General features: G+C 71.7%; 19 protein-coding genes. 13 read left to right on the forward strand and 6 right to left on the reverse strand.

Annotated elements, in window-relative coordinates; translation table 11 throughout:
- Positions 1-2 precede the first annotated feature (2 nt).
- From ACJ7VY_RS12150 to ACJ7VY_RS12180, 7 genes are all read left to right on the forward strand, one after another.
- The gene (locus tag ACJ7VY_RS12150) at positions 3-416 is read left to right on the forward strand and encodes a hypothetical protein (RefSeq protein WP_409475706.1); all 414 of its coding nucleotides are present in this window, start codon (positions 3-5) and stop codon (positions 414-416) included.
- Positions 417-530: 114 nt separating this feature from the next.
- Entirely contained in the window at positions 531-2957 is a 2427-nt protein-coding gene (locus tag ACJ7VY_RS12155) for a TonB-dependent receptor domain-containing protein (protein ID WP_409475707.1), read from the forward strand.
- Between the two features lie 112 nt (positions 2958-3069).
- Positions 3070-3717, forward strand: coding sequence for a PepSY-associated TM helix domain-containing protein (locus ACJ7VY_RS12160; protein ID WP_312346896.1), 648 nt, complete (start codon positions 3070-3072; stop codon positions 3715-3717).
- A 26-nt stretch (positions 3718-3743) separates the two neighbouring features.
- A complete protein-coding gene (locus tag ACJ7VY_RS12165) occupies positions 3744-4262 on the forward strand; it encodes a DUF2271 domain-containing protein (protein ID WP_104939374.1) in 519 nt (172 codons plus the stop codon).
- Between the two features lie 24 nt (positions 4263-4286).
- Entirely contained in the window at positions 4287-5141 is an 855-nt protein-coding gene (locus ACJ7VY_RS12170; protein ID WP_312346899.1) for a DUF4198 domain-containing protein, read from the forward strand.
- 134 nt (positions 5142-5275) lie between these two features.
- Positions 5276-6244 (forward strand): FAD:protein FMN transferase, encoded by a 969-nt coding sequence (locus tag ACJ7VY_RS12175; protein WP_409475708.1) that lies wholly within the window; start codon positions 5276-5278, stop codon positions 6242-6244.
- Positions 6241-7848, forward strand: a complete 1608-nt coding sequence (locus ACJ7VY_RS12180; protein ID WP_409475709.1) for a sulfite reductase subunit alpha — start codon at positions 6241-6243, stop codon at positions 7846-7848. Before ACJ7VY_RS12175 ends, ACJ7VY_RS12180 begins: the two co-directional genes overlap by 4 nt.
- A 532-nt stretch (positions 7849-8380) precedes the next feature.
- On the opposite strand, the gene ACJ7VY_RS12185 is transcribed toward ACJ7VY_RS12180, so the two are convergent.
- From ACJ7VY_RS12185 to ACJ7VY_RS12195, 3 genes are all read right to left on the reverse strand, one after another.
- A complete protein-coding gene (locus tag ACJ7VY_RS12185) occupies positions 8381-8767 on the reverse strand; it encodes a DUF1801 domain-containing protein (RefSeq protein WP_312346904.1) in 387 nt (128 codons plus the stop codon).
- Positions 8768-8841: 74 nt separating this feature from the next.
- On the reverse strand, positions 8842-9441 hold the full coding sequence (locus ACJ7VY_RS12190) for a HutD family protein (RefSeq protein ID WP_312346906.1): 600 nt from the start codon (positions 9439-9441) through the stop codon (positions 8842-8844).
- A gap of 113 nt (positions 9442-9554) precedes the next feature.
- Positions 9555-11387, reverse strand: coding sequence for a 3-hydroxybutyrate oligomer hydrolase family protein (locus tag ACJ7VY_RS12195; RefSeq protein WP_409475710.1), 1833 nt, complete (start codon positions 11385-11387; stop codon positions 9555-9557).
- Between the two features lie 113 nt (positions 11388-11500).
- Here ACJ7VY_RS12195 and ACJ7VY_RS12200 point away from each other — a divergent pair, with 113 nt between their 5' ends.
- Together ACJ7VY_RS12200 and ACJ7VY_RS12205 are read left to right on the forward strand one after the other, a co-directional pair.
- Entirely contained in the window at positions 11501-12298 is a 798-nt protein-coding gene (locus ACJ7VY_RS12200; protein WP_104939378.1) for a 3-hydroxybutyrate dehydrogenase, read from the forward strand.
- A gap of 120 nt (positions 12299-12418) precedes the next feature.
- Positions 12419-13084: a response regulator transcription factor gene (locus ACJ7VY_RS12205; RefSeq protein ID WP_054667194.1), complete on the forward strand. Its 666-nt coding sequence runs from the start codon at positions 12419-12421 to the stop codon at positions 13082-13084.
- Between the two features lie 33 nt (positions 13085-13117).
- Here ACJ7VY_RS12205 and ACJ7VY_RS12210 read toward each other — a convergent pair whose 3' ends face one another.
- The 3 genes from ACJ7VY_RS12210 to ACJ7VY_RS12220 are packed head-to-tail and all read right to left on the reverse strand — an operon-like array spanning position 13118 to position 17681.
- The gene (locus tag ACJ7VY_RS12210; protein ID WP_409475711.1) at positions 13118-16393 is read right to left on the reverse strand and encodes an efflux RND transporter permease subunit; all 3276 of its coding nucleotides are present in this window, start codon (positions 16391-16393) and stop codon (positions 13118-13120) included.
- 1 nt (position 16394) lies between these two features.
- Entirely contained in the window at positions 16395-17468 is a 1074-nt protein-coding gene (locus tag ACJ7VY_RS12215) for an efflux RND transporter periplasmic adaptor subunit (RefSeq protein WP_409475712.1), read from the reverse strand.
- A 9-nt stretch (positions 17469-17477) separates the two neighbouring features.
- Positions 17478-17681, reverse strand: a complete 204-nt coding sequence (locus tag ACJ7VY_RS12220; protein WP_104939381.1) for a DUF2892 domain-containing protein — start codon at positions 17679-17681, stop codon at positions 17478-17480.
- Between the two features lie 97 nt (positions 17682-17778).
- Between ACJ7VY_RS12220 and ACJ7VY_RS12225 the strand changes: the two genes are divergently transcribed.
- From ACJ7VY_RS12225 to ACJ7VY_RS12240, 4 genes are all read left to right on the forward strand, one after another.
- Positions 17779-18168, forward strand: a complete 390-nt coding sequence (locus ACJ7VY_RS12225) for a rhodanese-like domain-containing protein (protein ID WP_313232649.1) — start codon at positions 17779-17781, stop codon at positions 18166-18168.
- A gap of 2 nt (positions 18169-18170) precedes the next feature.
- Complete coding sequence (locus ACJ7VY_RS12230; RefSeq protein ID WP_161613421.1) at positions 18171-18524, forward strand: ArsR/SmtB family transcription factor; 354 nt, start codon at positions 18171-18173, stop codon at positions 18522-18524.
- Positions 18521-18892 (forward strand): rhodanese-like domain-containing protein, encoded by a 372-nt coding sequence (locus ACJ7VY_RS12235; RefSeq protein WP_409475713.1) that lies wholly within the window; start codon positions 18521-18523, stop codon positions 18890-18892. The genes ACJ7VY_RS12230 and ACJ7VY_RS12235 overlap by 4 nt, the downstream gene beginning before the upstream one ends.
- Positions 18893-19002: 110 nt before the next feature.
- Positions 19003-19359 (forward strand): carboxymuconolactone decarboxylase family protein, encoded by a 357-nt coding sequence (locus ACJ7VY_RS12240; protein ID WP_161613419.1) that lies wholly within the window; start codon positions 19003-19005, stop codon positions 19357-19359.
- Positions 19360-19378 lie beyond the last annotated feature (19 nt).

Consider the following 19378-nt stretch of genomic DNA (forward strand, 5'->3'; position numbering starts at 1 on the left):
CGATGCACCACCTGCTCCGCCGCCGCTGCCTGTCCGCCCTTGCGCCCCTGCGCAACGGCCTGCGCATGCCGCTGTGGGGGTTGATGGTCCTGTGCCTGCTGCTGGGCCCTGCCGGCACCGGCCAGGCGCATGTCGCGCCCGCGACCCGGGCGCCGTCGGCCGCCATCGGCGCAGGCGAGGAAACGCCCGCGGGCGAGACGGCCGGCCAGGAAACACCCGCCAAACTGCGCCGCGTGGCCATGCTGCAGGCGCCGCGCGCGGCCTGCCTGCGCGCCGCGCCGCCACGTCCCGTGGCATGCGCCGTGGACAGCGCATCGACCCTGACGTCCGTCCTGCCGGCGGCTTCGCCGGCGCCCCCGGCCGCCCTGCCCCGGCACTGGCGGTCGCAGCGCAGCCAGGCGCCCCCGCCGCGCTGAGCCGTCGCCGCGCGGCCACGCCGCGCCTGTTCCCCGACCCTTCCGTCGCTGCCGTGGCGCCCGTGCGCCAGCGGCCCGCCGCACCCTTCTCCATTCCGTTCCCGAGGTCTTCCCATGGCTCTGCGCCATCGTTTCCGCGCGCCCGCCGCGCGCACTTCCCTCGCCCTGGCCCTGCTCGCCGCGCTGCCGGCGCTGGCCCACGCCTCCGGCGCCCCCGCCGCGCAACCGTCCACGCTGGACACCGTCGTGGTCACCGCGTCCGGCTTCGAGCAGAAGATCACCGACGCGCCGGCCAGCATCTCGGTGATCACCCGCGAGGACCTGGCCAGGCGCCCCTACATGACCCTGCTGGACGCGGTGCGCGACCTGGAAGGCGTGGACGTGGGCGAGACCCGCGACAAGACCGGCCAGGGCACCATCTCCATGCGCGGCATGGGCGCGGACTACACCCTGATCCTGGTCAACGGCCGCCGCCAGAACAACCACGGCGACATCTACCCGAACAACTTTGGCGGCAACCAGTTCAACCACATCCCGCCGCTGGACGCGATCGAGCGCATCGAGGTGATCCGCGGGCCGATGTCCACGCTGTATGGCGCCGACGCCATGGGCGGGGTGATCAACATCATCACCCGGCGCACCCTCGACAGCTGGCACGGCTCGGCCAGCATCGCCCGCACCGTCGAGACCGACGACGCGTTCGGCGACGACAGCACGGTGGACTTCTTCGTCACCGGGCCGCTGCTGCCCGGGGTACTCAACCTGAGCGCGCGCGGCAGCTGGTACGAACGCAAGGCTTCCAACCCGACCTACGCACCGGCCACCGATCCGGCCGGCGGCCTGCACACCCGCCCGCTGGGCTTCGGCAGCGGCGGCAAGACCGTGGACAACACCAACAAGGCCGGCGGCATCACCCTGGCGTGGATGCCATCGGACAACCAGACCCTGTCGCTGGACTACGACACCTCGCGGCAGACCTACGACAACAGGATCAGGATCAACGACAGCGGCGTGGAGGAATACCCCGTCGGCACCGTCGACAACATCAACAGCATCTGGCGCGCCTCCAACTACTGCAGCGGCGCGAGCGGCGCCAATGCCGCCGCCTGCCGTGCCAACGGCGGCACCTGGGCGCGGCGCGCCGACCCGCGGGTCGGCTACAGCGCATCGCAGGCGTTCACCCGCGATGCCTGGGCGCTGACCCACGAAGGCCAGTGGGACATCGGCAACAGTTTCGTCTCGCTGGCGCGGGTGGCCACCAACAACGATGGCCGCACCCTGCCGTTCACCGTGGCCGAGCGCGAACGCCTGCTGGCGATGATCGACGGCACCGGCGCCTATGCCGGCATGGGCCTGGCCGAGCGCCGCGCGCTGGCCGAGTCCACCTTCCTGCCGCGCCCCAAGCGCACCCTGGAGAGCGCGCAGTACACCCTGGACGCCAAGCTTGACGTGCCGTTCCAGGCCGCCGGCGAGCACACCCTGGTGGTCGGCACGCAGGTCATCCGCGGCGATCTGACCGATGGCGTGTTCGGCACCGAGAAGGGCACGCCCGGGCTGAAGCAGGAGCACGACATGTACTCGCTGTTCGTCGAGGACAACTGGAAGGTGAGCACGCCGCTGACCCTCACCGCGGGCCTGCGCTACGACGACCACAAGGTGTTCGGCGACCACCTGAGCCCGCGCCTGTACGGTGTCTATGCGCTGGGCGAGCAGTGGACGATCAAGGGCGGCGTCAGCACCGGCTTCAAGACCCCCAAGACCACCGACCTGTACGACGGCGTCATCGGCTTCGGCGGCCAGGGCACGCTGCCATTCTTCGGCAACCCGGACCTGAAGCCGGAAACCAGCACCAGCACCGAGCTGGCGGTGTACTGGCAGCACCCGCGCGGCCACAACTTCAACGCCACGCTGTTCCACAACCGCTTCGAGGACAAGATCGACAGCCAGCCGTGCGGCGCCGGCCTGGCCCTGCGCTGCACCAGCAGCGGCGAGTATGCCGAGCTGGGCTATTCGAGCAGCAACCGCACGGTCAACATCGACGAAGTGGTGATCCAGGGGGCCGAGCTGGCCGGGCGCTGGCAGATCAGCGATGCCTTCGGCCTGCGCGCCAACTACACCTTCACCGACAGCGAGCAGAAGAGCGGCGCGGAGAAGGGCCTGCCGCTGGGCAACAGCGCCCGGCACATGGCCAATGCCACGTTCGACTGGCAGGCCAGCGACCGCCTGAGCCTGTTCCTGACCGCCGAGGCGCGCTCCAGGCGCTACCGCGGCGTCAGTGCCGTCACCGGCAAGGAGCTGTACTACAAGGACTACACGGTGCTGCACCTGGGCGCGTCGTTCGAGGCCACCGGCTGGCTGACCTTCAACGCGCGCATCAACAACCTGCTCGACCGCGACTTCACCACCTACCAGACCACGTTCACCGACCTCAACGGCAACGGCATCTACGGCGACGTGACCAATGAGGTGCTGTTCGAGGACGACTACAACAACAAGGACAAGGCGCGCAGCGTCTGGCTGAGCATGAACCTGCGCTTCTGATCCGCCCTGGCGGGTGGCGCCCCACCCGCCGAGGCCGGGATACAGAGCGATACAAATTGCGAATCATTCTCATCAATGTTCTAATTCCCTCCCTTCCCCCCGCACCACGCCCGTGTCCGCCGAACGTTCCCCCGCCGATCTCGTCCAGCAGCAGGCCAGCCGCGGCTTCTGGCTGCGCACGCTGCACCAGTGGCACTGGATCAGCTCGGCGGTCTGCCTGATCGGCATGCTGCTGTTCGCAGCCACCGGCATCACCCTCAACCATGCCGCCAGGATCGAGGGCGCGCCGCAGGTGACCAACCGCCAGCTGGAACTGCCGCCGCCGCTGCTGCAGGCGCTGGCGGCGCCGCACGCCGATGGCAATGCACCGCTGCCGGCGCGGGTCGCCGACTGGCTGGCGCGCGAACTGGACGTGGCCATCGGCGGGCGCGCGGCCGAATGGTCGCCCGAAGAGATCTACCTGTCGCTGCCGGGCCCCGGCAGCGATGCCTGGCTGAGCATCGACCGCGAGACCGGCGCGGTGGAGTTCGAACGCACCCGCCGCGGCTGGGTGTCGTACTTCAACGACCTGCACAAGGGCCGCAACGCCGGCGCCGGCTGGGGCTGGTTCATCGACCTGTTCGCGGTGGCCTGCCTGGTGTTCTGCATCACCGGCCTGTTCCTGCTGCACCTGCATGCGCGGCAGCGGCGCATGACCTGGCCGCTGGTCGGCCTGGGCCTGCTGGTGCCGCTGCTGATCGCCCTGCTCCTCATCCACTGAACACGTTTCCCCTACGGAGTCGCACCATGCGCGTCACCCTCACCATCGCCCTGAGCGGGCTGCTCGCCGCCGCCCCGGCGGCCTACGCCGCGAGCCTGGACATCAACGTCGAGATCCCCCGGCTCAACGTGGCCGAGTACCACCGTCCCTACGTGGCGGTGTGGGTCGAGGATGGCGCGCAGAAGTCGGTGGCCAACCTGTCGGTGTGGTACCAGCAGACGTCCAACGCCGAAGGCCATGGCACCAAGTGGCTGCCCGACCTGCGCCAGTGGTGGCGCAAGAGCGGCCGCACCCTGCAGGTGCCGGTGGACGGCGTGACCGGGCCGACCCGCCCGGCCGGCAAGCATGCGCTGAGCTTCAGCGACAGCCAGCCGCAGCTGCGCAACCTGCCCGCCGGCCAGTACACCCTGGTGGTGGAAGCGGTGCGCGAGGTCGGCGGCCGCGAGCTGCTGAAGATCCCATTCGAGTGGAAGGGCAAGGCCGCCACCGGCAGCGCCCGCGGCCAGAGCGAACTGGGCCTGGTCACCCTCGCCACCAAGCCCTGACCTTCCGGACAAGGAGAAACCCGCATGAAACACACCACGCTGCTCGCCGCGCTGATCGCCGCCTCGCTTCCGTTCTCCGCCCTGGCCCACAAGCAGTGGCTGCTGCCCTCGGCCACCGTCGTCGCCGGCAACGATGCCTGGGTGACGGTCGACGCCGCGGTATCCAACCAGCTGTACTACCCCGACCACGTGGCGATGCGGCTGGACAACGTCAGCATCGCCGCGCCCGACGGCAGCACGCTGCAGCCGCAGAATCCGGCCACCGGCAAGTACCGCAGCGTGTTCGACGTGCCGCTGGCGCAGGAAGGCACCTACCGCATCGTCAACCTCAACCGGGGCCTGTCCGCACGCTGGGATACCCCCGAAAGCCTGGCCGCGGCCAAGGACAAGCCGGCGGCCGGCGGCATGGGCGGCGCCCGTGGCGGCTTCCTGCGCAACGCCACGGCCGAGGACCTGGCCACCAAGATTCCGAAGGACGCGCAGAACCTGCAGGTCACCGAAGGCATCGGCCGGGTGGAGACCTTCGTCACCAAGGGCAAGCCGAGCACCGTCGCGGCCACCGGCAAGGGCCTGGAACTGGTGCCGGTGACCCATCCCAACGACCTGTTCGCCGGCGAGGAAGCCACGTTCAGGCTGGTGGTCGACGGCCAGCCCGCCAGCGGGCTGGAGGTGGAGATCGTGCGTGGCGCCACCCGCTACCGCAACGCGCAGGACGAGATCAAGGTGACCACCGGCGCCGACGGCAGCTTCAAGGTGACCTGGCCGGAGGCGGGCATGTACTGGCTGGAAACCTCGACCAGCGATGCCAGGACCAGCGCGCCGCAGGCCAAGCAGCGCCGGCTGAGCTACGTCGCCACGCTGGAAGTGCTGCCGCAGTAAGGCAGCGGCACGTGCCGGGGAGCCACGGGCAGGCCGTCGCCGCGGCGGCCGCCCAGCTCCCCCGGCCCGCGCCTGCACGGGTACCGGCGCGGCCGCCGGCGTCCTTCTTCTTTCCCCTGTCCGCATCCCCTTCCATGTCATCCGACATCGCCGCACTCGGCGGCCACACCATGGGCACCACCTGGAGCGTCAAGCTGGTGGCGCCGCGCGACCGCGACCTGCATGCGCTGCATGCCGGCATCCAGGCGCAGCTCGACCGCGTGGTGGCGCAGATGAGCACCTGGGCGCACGATTCGGATATCAGCCGTTTCAACCGCGCGGACCGCGGCCACTGGCAGCCGCTGCCCGACGATTTCTGGCAGGTGTTGCAGGCCGCGCGCAGCGTCGCCGAACGCAGCGAGGGCGCCTTCGACCCTACCGTCGGCCCGCTGGTCGCGCTGTGGGGGTTCGGCGCCGATGCACGCGGCCAGCGCCCACCCGACGCGGCGCAGATCGTCCGTGTCGCCGCGCAATGCGGCTGGCAGCGGCTGCGACTGGACGCGCAGGCGCAGGCCGTGCTGCAACCGGGTGGCCTGCAGCTGGACCTGTCGGCCATCGCCAAGGGCTACGGCGTGGACCTGGTCAGCCGCTGGCTGCGCGCCCAGGGCATCGAAGCGGCGCTGGTCGAGGTCGGCGGCGAACTGCACGGCCGCGGCCGCAAGCCGGACGGCCAGCCGTGGCGCGTCCTGGTCGAATCGGCACCCGACGAGGATGCCGGCAGCGGGCAGCCGCCACGCGTGCTGGCACTGGACGACCTGGCCGTGGCCACCTCCGGCGACCGCTGGCACCGCTATGAACACGACGGGGTGAGCTACAGCCACACCCTGGACCCGCGCCGGCAGGCGCCGGTGACCGGTGCCGCCGCGGCGGTCACCGTGCTCCACCGCGAGGCGATGCTGGCCGACGCCTGGGCCACCGCGTTGACGGTGATGGGAGCCGACCAGGGATGCGCGTTCGCCGATGCCCATGGCCTGGCCGCGCGCTTCCTGCAGCGCGGCGCCGATGGCCCGCTGGAAACGTTGTCGCGCGGCTTCCGGCAGCAGCTGGACGCGGGCAACGCATGAACCATCCGGGCTCGATGCGCACCATCGCCGGCAATGCCGTGGTCATCGCCGCGCTGCTGGCCATCGCCGGACTGCTGCTGCGCCTGCACCTGGGCCAGGACGGCTGGCAGCCCACGCCGCTGCCGGCGCGGCGCTGGATCGCGCTCGCCGCGGTGCTCGGCTATGCGGCAGGGTGCCTGGCGCTGTGGTGGCGCGCGCGCCCGCGCCCGGACGAGCCCGGCGACAGCGGCGAACCGCCGCTGCTGGTGGCCTGGGCCAGCCAGACCGGCTTCGCCCGGCAGCTGGCCGGGCATACCGCGCAGAGCCTGCGCGATGGCGGTTGCCGGGTACGCCTGCGCGCGCTCGACCAGGTCGATGCGACGCTGCTGGCCGGTACCCGCAAGGCACTGTTCATCGCCAGCACCACCGGCGAGGGCGATCCACCCGACCACGCCCTGGCCTTCCTCGACCAGGTGATGCGCCAGGCGCCGGCGCTGCCGGCGCTGCAGTACGCGGTGCTGGCACTGGGCGACCGCAGCTACGCGGACTACTGCGCGTTCGGCCACCAGCTCGACGACTGGCTGCGCGGACAAGGCGCGCAGCCGTTGTTCGATACCGTGGACGTGGACAATGCCGATCCGGCCGCGCTGCGCCACTGGCAGCAGCTGCTCGGCCAGTTCGGCGACGGCCGCGTGCAGGCCGACTGGAGCCCGCCCGATTACCAGCCGTGGGTGCTGCGCGCACGGACGCGGACCAATCCGGGCAGCGTCGGCGGCCCGGTGTTCCAGCTGTGCCTGCAACCGGCCGACGGCGCGCTGCCCGCCTGGCAGGCCGGCGATATCGCCGAAATCGGCCCACGGCACGCGCCGGCCACGGTCGAACAGTGGATGCGCGCGCACGCGCTCGATCCGGCGACAACGCTGGCCGATGGCCGCGCCCTGCGTGAACTGCTGGCCGCGGCGAGGCTGCCCGAGGCGATCGATGGCAGCGCGCCCGAGGCGATCGCGGCGGCGCTGCAGCCATTGCCGCACCGGGAATACTCCATCGCCTCGCTGCCCTCGGAGAACCACCTGCGGCTGCTGCTGCGGCGGCAGTCGCATCCGGACGGCACCCCGGGCCTGGCCAGCGGCTGGCTGTGCGACCACGCCGCCATCGGCGCGCGCATCGACCTGCGCCTGCGCGCCAACCCCAACTTCCACCCGCCGGCCGGCGACGCGCCGCTGGTGCTGATCGGCAACGGCACCGGCATCGCCGGCCTGCGCGCGCACCTGCGCGCACGCATCGACGCCGGCGCACGGCGCAACTGGCTGCTGTTCGGCGAACGCCACCGCGCCCACGATTTCCACTTCGGCGCCGAGCTGGAGCAGTGGCGTCGCGATGGCGGCATCGAACACCTGGATACCGTGTTCAGCCGTGATGGCGGGCCCCATCGCTACGTGCAGGACCTGCTGGCCGCGCAGGCCGGGCGATTGCGGCGCTGGGTCGACCACGGCGCCACCGTGCTGGTCTGCGGCAGCCTGCAGGGCATGGCGCCGGCGGTGGACGCGGTGATCGCACAGGTGCTGGGGCGCGAATGCAAGGAACAACTGGTCCGGGAACGGCGCTACCGCCGCGATGTTTACTGACGGACCCGCATGAAGCGGGAAACGGCGGGGCCGCCTGCCGGGACGTGAGGGGGTGATGCCGCATGCGGGGCAAGCCCCGCCTCTACGATCCGCATCAATACAGGACCGTGGTGCCGGGCTTGTCCGGCACATGGCTTTTCCGGTAATGCCGCATGCGGGGCAAGCCCCGCATCTACGATCCGCATCAACACAGGACCGTAGTGCCGGGTTTGTCCGGCACATGGCTTTCCCGGTAATGCCGCATGCGGGGCAAGCCCCGCCTCTACGATCCGCATCAACACAGGACCGTGGTGCCGGGCGTGTCCGGCACGTGGCTTTTCCGGTGATGCCGCATGCGGGGCAAGCCCCGCCTCTACGATCCGCATCAACACAGGACCGTGGTGCCGGGTTTGTCCGGCACATGGCTTTTCCGGTAATGCCGCATGCGGGGCAAGCCCCGCATCTACGATCCGCATCAATGCAGGACCGTGGTGCCGGGCGTGCCCGGCACATGGCTTTTCCGGTAATGCCGCATGCGGGGCAAGCCCCGCCTCTACGGCAGCAGCGCCATCCATTGCCTGATCAGCGCCACCACTGCGGCCTGCCTGGCTTCCAGTTCGGCGGCATCGCGGAATTCGAGCAGGGCGCGGTCCGGGGCCAGCCAGGTGAGCAGGCCGTCCGGATCGGCGATGGCGCCCGCCGGCAGGCTGCGCTTCTGCGTTCCCAGGTGCAGGATCAGGCGCACCACGTCGGGCCGGCGCAACTGCATCGTCGCGAAGTGCCCGCGGCTGCGGAAGCTGGGGGCATTCCACTTGACCTCGTCGCGGATCGCCGGATCCACCGCCAGCAGCAACGCACGCAGCGCGCGGATCACTGCCAGCCGCGGGTGATCGAACGCATCGATGAAGGCATCGACGTCCTTGCCATGGGTCTTGTCCATCGTCGCTCCCGGCGCTGCGGCCAAGCGCCATCATCGGCCGCCGCGCACGCGGCTGTCCACGCGCCGCGGCCGCCTCAGGCGACGTGCGCGGCCGGCGAGACCCGGATCGCCAGCAGCTCGCCGGCGCCGTGCAGCGCATGCCGCCGGCGCTCGCCGGCCCCCAGCCAGGCGCTGTCGCCGGCTTCCAGCGGCGGCAGCATCGGGTCTTCGAACGCCGCCTGCCCGGCCAGCAGGTGGATCGCCCACGCCACCTGCGGCTCGCAGAAGAACAGCATGCTGCCGACCAGCGGCCGGTGCAGCAGCTCGGCATGCAGGTCGGCGCGACGCCACATCAGGTTGAAATCGCGGGTCGGGCCATCGACCAGTTCGCCGTCCAGCGCGTCCTCGCCGGCGAACCGCAGCCGCTGGTACGGCGGCAGCAGGGTTTGGCAGCGGCCATCGGCGAAGCGCAGGCGCAGACCCTCGCCTTCGAGCAGCACCAGTTCGCGTTCGATGCCGGGAAACGCGGAAAACGCCGCGTCGTGTTCGATCTCGGCGATGGACAGGCGTAGCTGCCACGGCTCCTGCGCCGGCAGGCGCAGGATCTCGCGGGTCCAGCCCAGGCCGTTGCGCCACCGCTCGCGCTGGTAATCGGCGGCCGGAATCACCCGGGAAGGCGTCGTCAGGATATCCATCGGCGCATGATGCCACGCCGCGACGATGGCGCCGCCACGACAGCGGCGGCGATCCGCATGCTGCGTGCCGCGCAGGACCGGCGCGGCGATGCCCACGCCTGCGTGCGCGTCGCTTACTCCGGCAGCGCCAGGTTCTCCGCGGACAGCGGCTTGCCCATGCGCGGCGTGGTCTGGATCACCGCGTCGGCCGGCAGTGGCGTGCCCTTGTCCAGGCGCGCCTGCACGCGGTCCAGCGCGGCATGCACGTAGGGCAGCAGCGGCAGGTAGCGCGCGCCGTAGTCGGGCAGCCCGAGGAAGCCGTCGAAGTGCTGCACATGGCGTACCTGCCAGTAGTTCACCTCGCGCCCGGCGGCCTTGGCCGCGGCCACGTACGGCGCGCTGCTGAACGCCGGCGGGATCAGGCCGTCGTCGGTGCCGTGCACCACCATCACCGGCAGGCCGCTGCGCGGCAGCCCGGCGCGGGTGGCCTCGATCCCGGCCTGCACCCGGCGGGCATCCTCGCCCTGCCCGTCCCACAGGGCGCGCAGGCACTTCAACCCGGGATAGGTCAGGTCCGGCAGCCGCACCTTGCTGTCGAGCAGGCCGACCCCGGCCCCCGGCGGGATGCCGCTGCCATCGGCGATCCACGCCGCGCGTTCGGCGGCGGTGGCCGCACGCGGCGAAAAATCCGGGTTCTGCGCGGCGAAGCTGAAGCCGCACGGATGCTCACCCACGCCATAGCGGCCATAGGCCGAGGCATAGCCGGCGGCGACCGCGCGCCACAGGTCGAAGCCGGTGGACAACGCGCCGGCACGCAGCGCAGCGTCGGTCCAGCCCTTGCCCAGCATCAGTTCGTAAGCCGACCGGGCCTGCGCCGCCGGCGTGGCGCCGGCGATGACGCCTTCAGCCGCCAGCGTGGCGCAGCGCACCGTGGCAGCGGCCTGCAGCGCGGCGGTCAGCGGCGGCTGCGGCAGGTCGGTCATGTGCAGTTGCGCGCACGGCATCAGCAGCGCCGCCTCGGTGGCGTAGTCGTACAGCGCGCGCGCACCGGGGCCACCGGACAGCACGCTCGGTTCGCCGGCAACCACCGCGTCCAGCCAGTCGCCCTCCATCTCCGCCGCACGCAGCACCGCGCCGCCGCCGTTGGAGATGCCCACCGCGATCACGCGGGTGTTGGCGAAGGTGAACGGCGCGGCCTGCGGGAACGCCTGGTCCAGCGCCAGCAGCGCGAACTCGGCCGCCTGCTTCACGTGGCGACCCCAGTCCGCTTCCGGGTTGTCCCGCGAATGGGCGTGCTTGAACGCCACGCCGGACGCATTGACCGGCGCATCCGGCACGAAGGCCAGGTCGGCGGCCTCGCCGAGCGCGCCGACCATGCCGTTGGCACGCACGCCGATCTGCGCATCCAGGTCGAAATAGTCGCTGCCGGCGCCCTTGTCGGTGTAGACCACCGCGCAGCCGCGCGGCAGGCCCCAGGCCGCCGCCACCGACACCGCGCCGTAGATGCCGCGCGAACCGGACGCCGGTGCCACCAGCACGCAGCGCCGGCTGGTGTCGAAACCATCGGGCACCTGCGCCAGCACGCGGTGCGGCTGGTGGGCGCCGGGCAAGCGCGCATAGGCCGAATACTCGCGCCCCGGCACCGGGGCCAGGTCGCCGAACAGGTCGCCATAGCCACCGCCCGGGGCCAGATCGGCGATGCCGCGCCAACTGCCCCACAGCGCGCGCCGGCGCAGTTCCTCCACGGTCGGCGCGCTGGCATCGGCGAACGCCGGCGGCGCCAGGCTGCGCAGCCCGGCCAGGCCGAGGCCGGCGGTCAACAGGTCGTCGTTGCCGCGATGCTCGCTGCGCAGTTCGTTGCTGAACATGGAAGACTCCACGGACTTGGACACGGGGCCGCTGGCGCACGACGCCAGGCCGAATCCGACGATGAGGCCGCAGGCGGCGCGCAGGAGGGAAGTAGTCATGTCCCCACACTAGCAGAGCGCCCCGCCCGGCCCATCGTACTTTCGTACCACGCGGCGCTTACGTTCCGGCTGCTACGTTCTGCAGCCTTCCCCCACTGTTTGACGGAGTTCCCATGGACCGCTTCCTGCAGGGTCGCACCGCGCTGGTCACCGGCAGCACGTCGGGCATCGGCCTGGCCATCGCCCAGGCACTGTCCGCCGCCGGCGCGCGCGTGGCGATCAACGGCCTGGGCACGGCCGAACAGATCGACGCCGCGCTGGCCGGCGTCGCCGCGGCCGGCGGGCAGTCGCGCCATTTCGGCGCCGACCTGCGCAACCCGGCCGAGATCGAGGCGATGATGGCCGCGGTGCAGGACTGGGGCGCGCTCGACGTGCTGGTCAACTGCGCCGGCATCCAGCATGCCGCGCCACTGGCCGAGCAGCCCGCCGGCAAGTGGGACGACATCATCGCCATCAACCTCAGCGCCGCCTTCCACACCATGCAGCAGGCGCTGCCGGGCATGGCCGCGCGCGGCTACGGCCGGGTGGTCAACATCGCCTCGGTGCACGGGCTGGTGGCATCGAAGAACAAGGCGCCCTACGTGGCCAGCAAATTCGGCATCGTCGGCCTGAGCAAGGTGGCCGCGCTGGAATACGCCGCCGCCGGCAGCCGCGACAGCGGCGGGGTCACCGTCAACTGCGTGTGCCCGGGCTGGGTGGAAACGCCGCTGATCGAGCCGCAGATCCAGGCCCACCGCCACGGTGGCAGCCGCGACGACGGCGTGCGCGCCCTGCTGGAGGAGAAGCAGCCCAGCCTGCGCATGTCGCTGCCCGAGGACATCGCCGCGATGGTGGTGTGGCTGTGCCGCCGCGAAGCGCACAACCTCACCGGCGCGGCGCTGCCGATGGACGGTGCCTGGACCGCGCAGTAAGCGCATGGCGGCGCAACCTGCCGGGAACCGCGGCCGCGCCGGCGGCGCCGCTGCCGGCCGGGGTGCGCCACCGCCACACATTGGCCGACAATGCAGGCATCACCCGCCCCTTCCTGCCCCATGCCCAGCCTGCTGATCGCCGACGACCACCCGCTGTTCCGCGCCGCACTGCGCCAGGCCGCGGGCGAGGCGGTGGCCGACCTGCAGGTGCGCGAGGCCGAATCGCTCGAGGGCGTGCTGGCGGCGCTGGACGCCGCGCCCGATACCGACCTGATCCTGCTCGACCTGCACATGCCCGGCAACCACGGGCTGGCCGGGCTGGCGGCGATCCGCGCCCAGCATCCGGGGGTGGCGGTGATCGTGGTGTCGGCCAACGACGACCCGCGCGTGGTGCGGCGCGCGCTCGACCACGGCGCCGCCGGCTACCTGCCCAAGAGCTCGGGGCTGAACGAACTGCGCGAGGCGATCCGCAGCGTCATGGCCTGCGAGCAATGGCTGCCGGCGTCGCTGCGCGCGGCGGTGGCGCGGGCGCAGTCCTCCAGCCACGACAGCGAACTGGCCGCACGCCTGGCCAGCCTGTCGCCGCAGCAGTTCCGGGTACTGGCGCTGGTCGCCGAGGGCCTGCTCAACAAGCAGATCGCCGACCGCCTGGACGTGCAGGAACGCACGGTCAAGGCGCACCTGTCGGCGATCTTCGAGCGCCTGGGAGTGCGCAACCGCACCCAGGCCAGCGTGGTGCTGCGCGAACTGGAACTGAGCGACCCCAGCCGCCAGAGCGACCTGTAACGCGCGGCGCGCCGGGACGCGCCGCGCCACCGGTCATGCCGCTGCCTGGCGCTGGCGCCGCCGCGACAGCAGCGCGTAGTACAGCAGCGGGATCACCACCAGGGTGAGCACGGTCGACACCAGGATGCCGAAGATCAGCGCGATCGCCAGGCCGTTGAAGATCGGGTCGTCGAGGATGAAGAACGCACCGGCCATCGCCGCCAGCGCGGTGAGCGCGATCGGCTGCGCGCGCACCGCGCAGGCATCGATAACCGCCTGCTCCAGGGTCTGCCCGCGTTCGACCAGGTGGTTGATGAAATCCACCAGCAGGATCGAATTGCGCACGATGATGCCGGCCAGCGCGATCATGCCGATCATGCTGGTCGCGGTGAACTGCGCCCCGAGCAGCGCATGGCCCGGCATCACCCCGATCACGGTCAGCGGGATCGGCGCCATGATCACCAGCGGCACCGCGTAGTTGCGGAAGTACGCCACCACCAGCAGGTAGATCAGCACCATGCCGGCGGCATAGGCGATGCCCATGTCGCGGAAGGTCTCGTAGGTGATCTGCCATTCGCCGTCCCACTTGATGCCGAAGCCGGCGCCGTCGGTCGGCTGGCGCACGAAGAACTGCGCCAGGCGCTGGCCGTCGATGGCGTGGTCGCCGACCTGGCCGACCAGGTCGAACATGCCGTACAGCGGGCTGTCGATGCTGCCGCTTTCGTCACCCATCACGTACACCACCGGCAGCAGGTCCTTGTGCTGGATCGCGCCATCCCAGGGCGCGCGCCGCACCGTCACCAGTTCCGACAACGGCACCAGCTGCCCGTTGCTGCCGCGTACCCGCAGCGCCAGCACGCCGTCGAGCGTGGCCTGGCCGCTGGCCGGCAGCCGCAGCCGGATCGGGCGCGGGTACAGCGAGCCGCTGTCGATGACATGGCTGGCGTCGCTGCCCGACAGCCCGGCGGCGATGGTCTGCACGATGTCCGCCTGCGACACGCCCAGCCGCGCCGCGCGCTCGCGGTCCACCACCAGCACCTCGCGCGCGGCATCGGCCTCGACGCTGCTGTCGACGTCGACGATGCCGTCGGTGTCGAGGAAGCGCCGGGTCAGCGCGCGCCCGATCTGGCGCAGGCGCGCATGGTCCGGGCCGTACAGCTCGGCCACGATCGGCGACAGCACCGGCGGTCCCGGCGGCACTTCCACCACCTTCACCGAGGCGCCATGGCGGCGTCCGATCCGCGCCACTTCCGGGCGCAGCGCCACGGCGATGTCGTGGCTCTTGCGGCTGCGTGCGTGGCGGTCGACCAGGTTGACCTGCAGGTCGCCGGCGTTGGCGCCCTCGCGCAGGTAGTACTGGCGCACCAGCCCGTTGAAATTGATCGGCGCGGCGGTGCCGGCGTAGCCCTGGTAGTGCAGCACCTCCGGGGTACGGTCGAGCACGCCGGCCAGTTCGGCGAGCACCGCGTTGGTGGCCTCCAGGGTGCTGCCTTCGGGCATGTCCACCACCAGCTGCAGTTCGGACTTGTTGTCGAACGGCAGCATCTTCAGCACCACCAGGCGGAACACCGCCAGGCTCGCGGCCAGCGCCACCAGCACGGCCATGGCCAGGAACAGCCAGCGCCGCCGGCGCGCGGCGCCGTCACCGGCCAGGAACGGCGTCATCACCCGCGCGAACACGTGGTGCAGGCGCGCGGCCATGCCGCCTTCGACATGGCCGTGGGCGCCGGCCACCGCTGCGCCCGCATGGCGGCGCAGCAGCTTCAGCGACAGCCACGGCGTGACCACCAGCGCGATCAGCAGCGACAGCACCATGCCGACCGAGGCATTGATCGGGATCGGCCGCATGTACGGCCCCATCAGGCCGCTGACGAAGGCCATCGGCATCAGCGCGGCGATCACGGTGAAGGTCGCCAGGATGGTCGGCCCGCCCACTTCGTCGACCGCCGGCGGGATCGCCTCGCGCAGGGTCTTTCCGCCTTGGGCCATGTGCCGGTGGATGTTCTCCACCACTACGATGGCATCGTCGACGAGGATGCCGATCGAGAAGATCAGCGCGAACAGCGACACCCGGTTGAGGGTGAAACCCATGGCCCAGGACGCGAACAGCGTCACCGCCAGGGTCAGCACCACCGCCGAACCGATCACCAGCGCCTCGCGGCGGCCCAGCGCGAACAGCACCAGCAGCACCACCGAACCGGTCGCGAACACCAGCTTCTTGATCAGGGTCTGCGCCTTGTCGCTGGCGGTCGCGCCGTAGTCGCGGGTGACGGCCACTTCCACGCCCTCGGGAATGACCTGCCCGCGCAGCGCCTCGATCCGCTCCAGCACCGCGCCGGTGATGTCGGCCGCATTGCTGCCCGGCTGCTTGGTGATGGCCAGGGTCACCGCCGGCGCCACGCCGGTGCGCGGGCCGGCGCGCCCGGGCGGCGCGCCGTGCCAGACATAACGCGACGGCAGGTCGGTGGCATCGCTGACCGTGGCCACGTCGGCCAGCCGCACCGGCTGCCCGCCGTCCACCCCCAGCACCAGCCCGGCCACGTCGGCGCGGTCGGCCAGGAAGCGCCCGGCGCTGACCTGCACCACGCCGTCGCCACCGATGCGTTCGCCGGCCTGGCGGGCCAGATTGGCCGCCTGCAGCGCCGCGGCCAGGTCGTTCACCGCCAGGCCATGGGCGGCCAGGCGCGCCGGATCCAGCGTCACCATCATCGCCCGCTCGGGCGCGCCGATGGTGTAGACGTCACGGGTTCCGGGGATGTGCTTGAGCTCGGTTTCCAGGGTATGCGCGACCTGGGACAGTTCCAGCGCGCCACGCCCGCCGGCACCGCGGTCCGCCGCCGTCGGCGCGGGCGCATCGGCCCACAGCGTCAGCGCCATCACCGGTACGTCGTCGATGCCGCGTGGCTTGATGATCGGCTGGCCGACGCCCACGTCCGGCGGCATCCAGTCCATGTTCGAGAACACCTTGTCGTACAGGCGCACCAACGCCGCCTGCCGCGGCACGCCGACGTCGAACTCCACGGTCAGCACCGCGAGCCCCGGGCGGCTGACCGAATAGGTGTGCTTGACCTGCTCGATCCCGGCCAGCCGGCGCTCCAGCGGATAGGCCACCAGCTGCTCCACCTGGCGCGCGTCGGCGCCGGGGAACGGCACGATGACGTTGGCCATGGTCACGTCGATCTGCGGCTCTTCCTCGCGCGGGGTGATCGCCATCGCGACCAGGCCCAGCAGCAACCCCAGCAACGCCAGGATCGGGGTCAGCGGGTTGTCCTGGAAAATGCGGGCCAGGCGGCCGGAAACACCCAGCCGCGGCGTATCGTGCGGCGCCATGTCAACGCTCCCCGCGGGCAGCGGCCAGCGCCTGCATCGCCGCCAGTGGATCGGCAGCGATGCGCTCGCCCGCCGCGAGCCCGGCGATTACCTCCACCCGGTCGCCGCGACGTTCGCCCAGGCGCAGCTGCCGCAGCGACGGCCGGCCATCGGCCAGCACGTAGACGGCATCGACCTCGCCCCGCCGCAGCAGCGCCGAGACCGGTATCTGCGGATACGCGCCGCCCTTCACCGCCGGGAACACCACCCGCACCGTATTGCCGGGCACCGGCGCTGCCTCCAGCACCGGCAGCAGCACCCGCACCTTCACCGCATGGGTCGCGGCATCGGCGGCCGGGAATACCGTCACCTGCGCCGCGTCGACCTGGCGCCCGTCGTCCAGCTGCAGCCGGGCCACGGCATCGGCACGGATCGCATCGGCCTCGGACTGCGGCACGCTGACTTCCACGCGCAGCGCATCGGGCGCGAACACCGTCATCAGCGGCTGGCCCGGGTTCACGCTCTCGCCGGGCTCGACGTCGCGGCTGCTGACGATGCCGGCATACGGTGCGCGCACCAGGGTGTAGCTGCCCTGCTGGCCGGCGCTGGCCAGTTGCGCGCGGGCCGCATCGCGCGCGGCCACGGCGGTGTCGCGCGCGGCGCGGGCACGGTCCAGCTGCGCCCGCGACACATACTGGCCCTGCGCCAGGTCGGCATGGCGGCGATAGTCGAGCTCGGCCTGGCGCGCGGCGGCCTCGGCGGCGCGCACCTGCGCACGCGCCGCGTCCACCCCCGCCTGCTGTTCGACCGCGGTCAGCCGCAGCAGCACCTGCCCGGCGGCCACCCGGTCATCGACATCGGCCTCCACCTGCGCCACCCGCCCGCTGGTCTGCGCCGACAGCGTGGCCTGGCGCACGGCCTCCACTACGCCATCCCAGCCGCGCCCTTCGCTGGCGTCGGCGGCCCGCACTTCGATGCTGGACAGGCCCTCGACCTTGATCGGGGCAGGCTGCGGCTGGCCCCCGCCGCAGGCCGCCAAAGAGGCGGCCAGCAGCAGGGCCAGGGCATGGCGCGGGCGCAGGGTGTTCTGTTCCACGGCGCCGCCTTACTTGAACGCACAGCCGCCGGGCACGCCCAGCCTGCGGAACACGATGGCGGCCGGGCAGAAGCCGGTGACGCTGGCCTGCAGCAGGTTGGCGCCGACGAACACGGTGAGCCACAGCCACAGCGGCGATACGAAATGCGCGAGGGCGACGCTGGCGAGGACCATCACGCCGGCGAAGGCAAGGACGGCACGGTCGAGGTTCATACGGATTCTCCTGGGCTGCACGGGACGGCACGGATGCCGGGTTGCGCTGAACATTAGCATTTACTAATATTAGCGTCAACTGATATAAGGAACCGCCATGCCCGCCTCCATCAACGACCTGGTCGCCGCCGCCCGCGCCCGCATCCGCGAGGTTTCCCCGCAGCAGGTCGCCGCCTGGCCAGCCGGCAGCGTCGCGATCATCGACGTGCGCGAGCCGGACGAGTACGCCGCCGGCCACCTGCCCGGCGCGGTCAACATCCCGCGCGGGGTGCTGGAGTTCCGCATCCACGCCCACCCGGCGCTGGCGTGTTCCACCAGCCAGGAACTGACCCGCCCCGACCGTCCACTGCTGCTGTACTGCCTGACCGGCGGCCGCTCGGCACTGGCCGCCGACAGCCTGCGCCAGCTCGGCTTCAGCGACGTGCGTTCGCTTGCCGGCGGCGTTGCCGCGTGGCGCAATGAAGCCCTCCCGCTGGAACAGGAATGATGATGGCCGATACCGCTTCCCGCCCGCCGTTCGACGTGACCGCGATGCGCGCGCATGCCGGCGACGCCGCGCAGCTGCTCAAGGCGCTGGCCAACGAGAACCGGCTGCAGGTGCTGTGCCTGCTGGCCGAGGGCGAGCGTTCGGTGGGCGAGATCAACGCCCTGCTGGACCTGAGCCAGTCGGCGCTGTCGCAGCACCTGGCGGTGCTGCGCGAGGAAGGCCTGGTGGTGACCCGGCGCGAGGCGCAGACCATCGTCTACGCGCTGGCCGACGGCCCGGCGGCGGCGGTGATGCACACCCTGCACGGCATCTACTGCGGCGCCCCCGCCGCCCGCAGCCGGGCGGCCAGGCGATGATCGCGCTGCTGCGGGCCCTGTTCGGCGGTCGCGGCGCGCAGCTCACGGCGCATGAAGCGCGTGCGCGCATGCAGCGTGGCGCGGTGCTGGTGGACGTGCGCGAGCCGGCCGAGTTCGCCCGCGGCCACGCGCCCGGCGCACGCCTGCTGCCGCTGTCGCGCATCCGCGCGGGCGTGGCCGGCGCGCTGGAGACGCTGGACCTGCCCGACGCCCCCCACGAACTGCTGCTGATCTGCCACAGCGGCATGCGCTCGCGCATTGCCCAGGCGGCGCTGGCCGGGCACCCGCGCGTGCGCTGCGTCAACGTCGCCGGCGGCATGCAGGCCTGGGCCGCCGCGGGCCTGCCGACCACACCACCGCAGGGCTGACCACGCGTTCCCGGCCCTTCCTGCACAGCGGCGCCCGGCGCCGATGCCTGTTCCCACCACGCCGGCAATCGCCGGGCACCGTTCCCCTTCCCTTCCCGAGGAGCAAATCCATGAGCGCCACCCCGTCCTACACCGACCTGACCCGCGACATCTCGCGCAACCTCACCCCGCTGCGCACCCACAACGCCGATGTGATGCAGGGCTTCGGCGCGCTCAGCAAGGCGGCAATGGCGGCCGGCGCGCTGGATGAGAAGACCAAGGAGCTGATCGCCATGGCGATCGGCGTGGCCAACCGCTGCGATGGCTGCCTCGGCTTCCATGCCAAGGCGCTGGTCCGGCTGGGCGCCACCCCGGAGGAGTTCCGCGAGATGCTCGGCGTGGCGGTCTACATGGGCGGCGGCCCGTCGTTGATGTACGCGGCCAACGCGCTGGCGGCGTTCGAGGAATTCAGCACCGCCCAGGGCTGAGCACGTCTCACCGCGCGCG

It is taken from the genome of Stenotrophomonas sp. Y-13 (assembly GCF_046267925.1).
Classification (GTDB): domain Bacteria; phylum Pseudomonadota; class Gammaproteobacteria; order Xanthomonadales; family Xanthomonadaceae; genus Stenotrophomonas; species Stenotrophomonas acidaminiphila_A.

What these genes read in the sequence shown, in the direction of transcription:
- ACJ7VY_RS12150 (WP_409475706.1), top strand. Translation starts at nt 3, where the DNA reads ATGCACCACCTGCTCCGCCGCCGCTGCCTGTCCGCCCTTGCGCCCCTG.
- ACJ7VY_RS12155 (WP_409475707.1), top strand. Translation starts at nt 531, where the DNA reads ATGGCTCTGCGCCATCGTTTCCGCGCGCCCGCCGCGCGCACTTCCCTC.
- ACJ7VY_RS12165 (WP_104939374.1), top strand. Translation starts at nt 3,744, where the DNA reads ATGCGCGTCACCCTCACCATCGCCCTGAGCGGGCTGCTCGCCGCCGCC.
- ACJ7VY_RS12170 (WP_312346899.1), top strand. Translation starts at nt 4,287, where the DNA reads ATGAAACACACCACGCTGCTCGCCGCGCTGATCGCCGCCTCGCTTCCG.
- ACJ7VY_RS12175 (WP_409475708.1), top strand. Translation starts at nt 5,276, where the DNA reads ATGTCATCCGACATCGCCGCACTCGGCGGCCACACCATGGGCACCACC.
- ACJ7VY_RS12180 (WP_409475709.1), top strand. Translation starts at nt 6,241, where the DNA reads ATGAACCATCCGGGCTCGATGCGCACCATCGCCGGCAATGCCGTGGTC.
- ACJ7VY_RS12185 (WP_312346904.1), bottom strand. Translation starts at nt 8,767, where the DNA reads ATGGACAAGACCCATGGCAAGGACGTCGATGCCTTCATCGATGCGTTC.
- ACJ7VY_RS12190 (WP_312346906.1), bottom strand. Translation starts at nt 9,441, where the DNA reads ATGGATATCCTGACGACGCCTTCCCGGGTGATTCCGGCCGCCGATTAC.
- ACJ7VY_RS12195 (WP_409475710.1), bottom strand. Translation starts at nt 11,387, where the DNA reads ATGACTACTTCCCTCCTGCGCGCCGCCTGCGGCCTCATCGTCGGATTC.
- ACJ7VY_RS12200 (WP_104939378.1), top strand. Translation starts at nt 11,501, where the DNA reads ATGGACCGCTTCCTGCAGGGTCGCACCGCGCTGGTCACCGGCAGCACG.
- ACJ7VY_RS12205 (WP_054667194.1), top strand. Translation starts at nt 12,419, where the DNA reads ATGCCCAGCCTGCTGATCGCCGACGACCACCCGCTGTTCCGCGCCGCA.
- ACJ7VY_RS12210 (WP_409475711.1), bottom strand. Translation starts at nt 16,393, where the DNA reads ATGGCGCCGCACGATACGCCGCGGCTGGGTGTTTCCGGCCGCCTGGCC.
- ACJ7VY_RS12220 (WP_104939381.1), bottom strand. Translation starts at nt 17,681, where the DNA reads ATGAACCTCGACCGTGCCGTCCTTGCCTTCGCCGGCGTGATGGTCCTC.
- ACJ7VY_RS12225 (WP_313232649.1), top strand. Translation starts at nt 17,779, where the DNA reads ATGCCCGCCTCCATCAACGACCTGGTCGCCGCCGCCCGCGCCCGCATC.
- ACJ7VY_RS12230 (WP_161613421.1), top strand. Translation starts at nt 18,171, where the DNA reads ATGGCCGATACCGCTTCCCGCCCGCCGTTCGACGTGACCGCGATGCGC.
- ACJ7VY_RS12235 (WP_409475713.1), top strand. Translation starts at nt 18,521, where the DNA reads ATGATCGCGCTGCTGCGGGCCCTGTTCGGCGGTCGCGGCGCGCAGCTC.
- ACJ7VY_RS12240 (WP_161613419.1), top strand. Translation starts at nt 19,003, where the DNA reads ATGAGCGCCACCCCGTCCTACACCGACCTGACCCGCGACATCTCGCGC.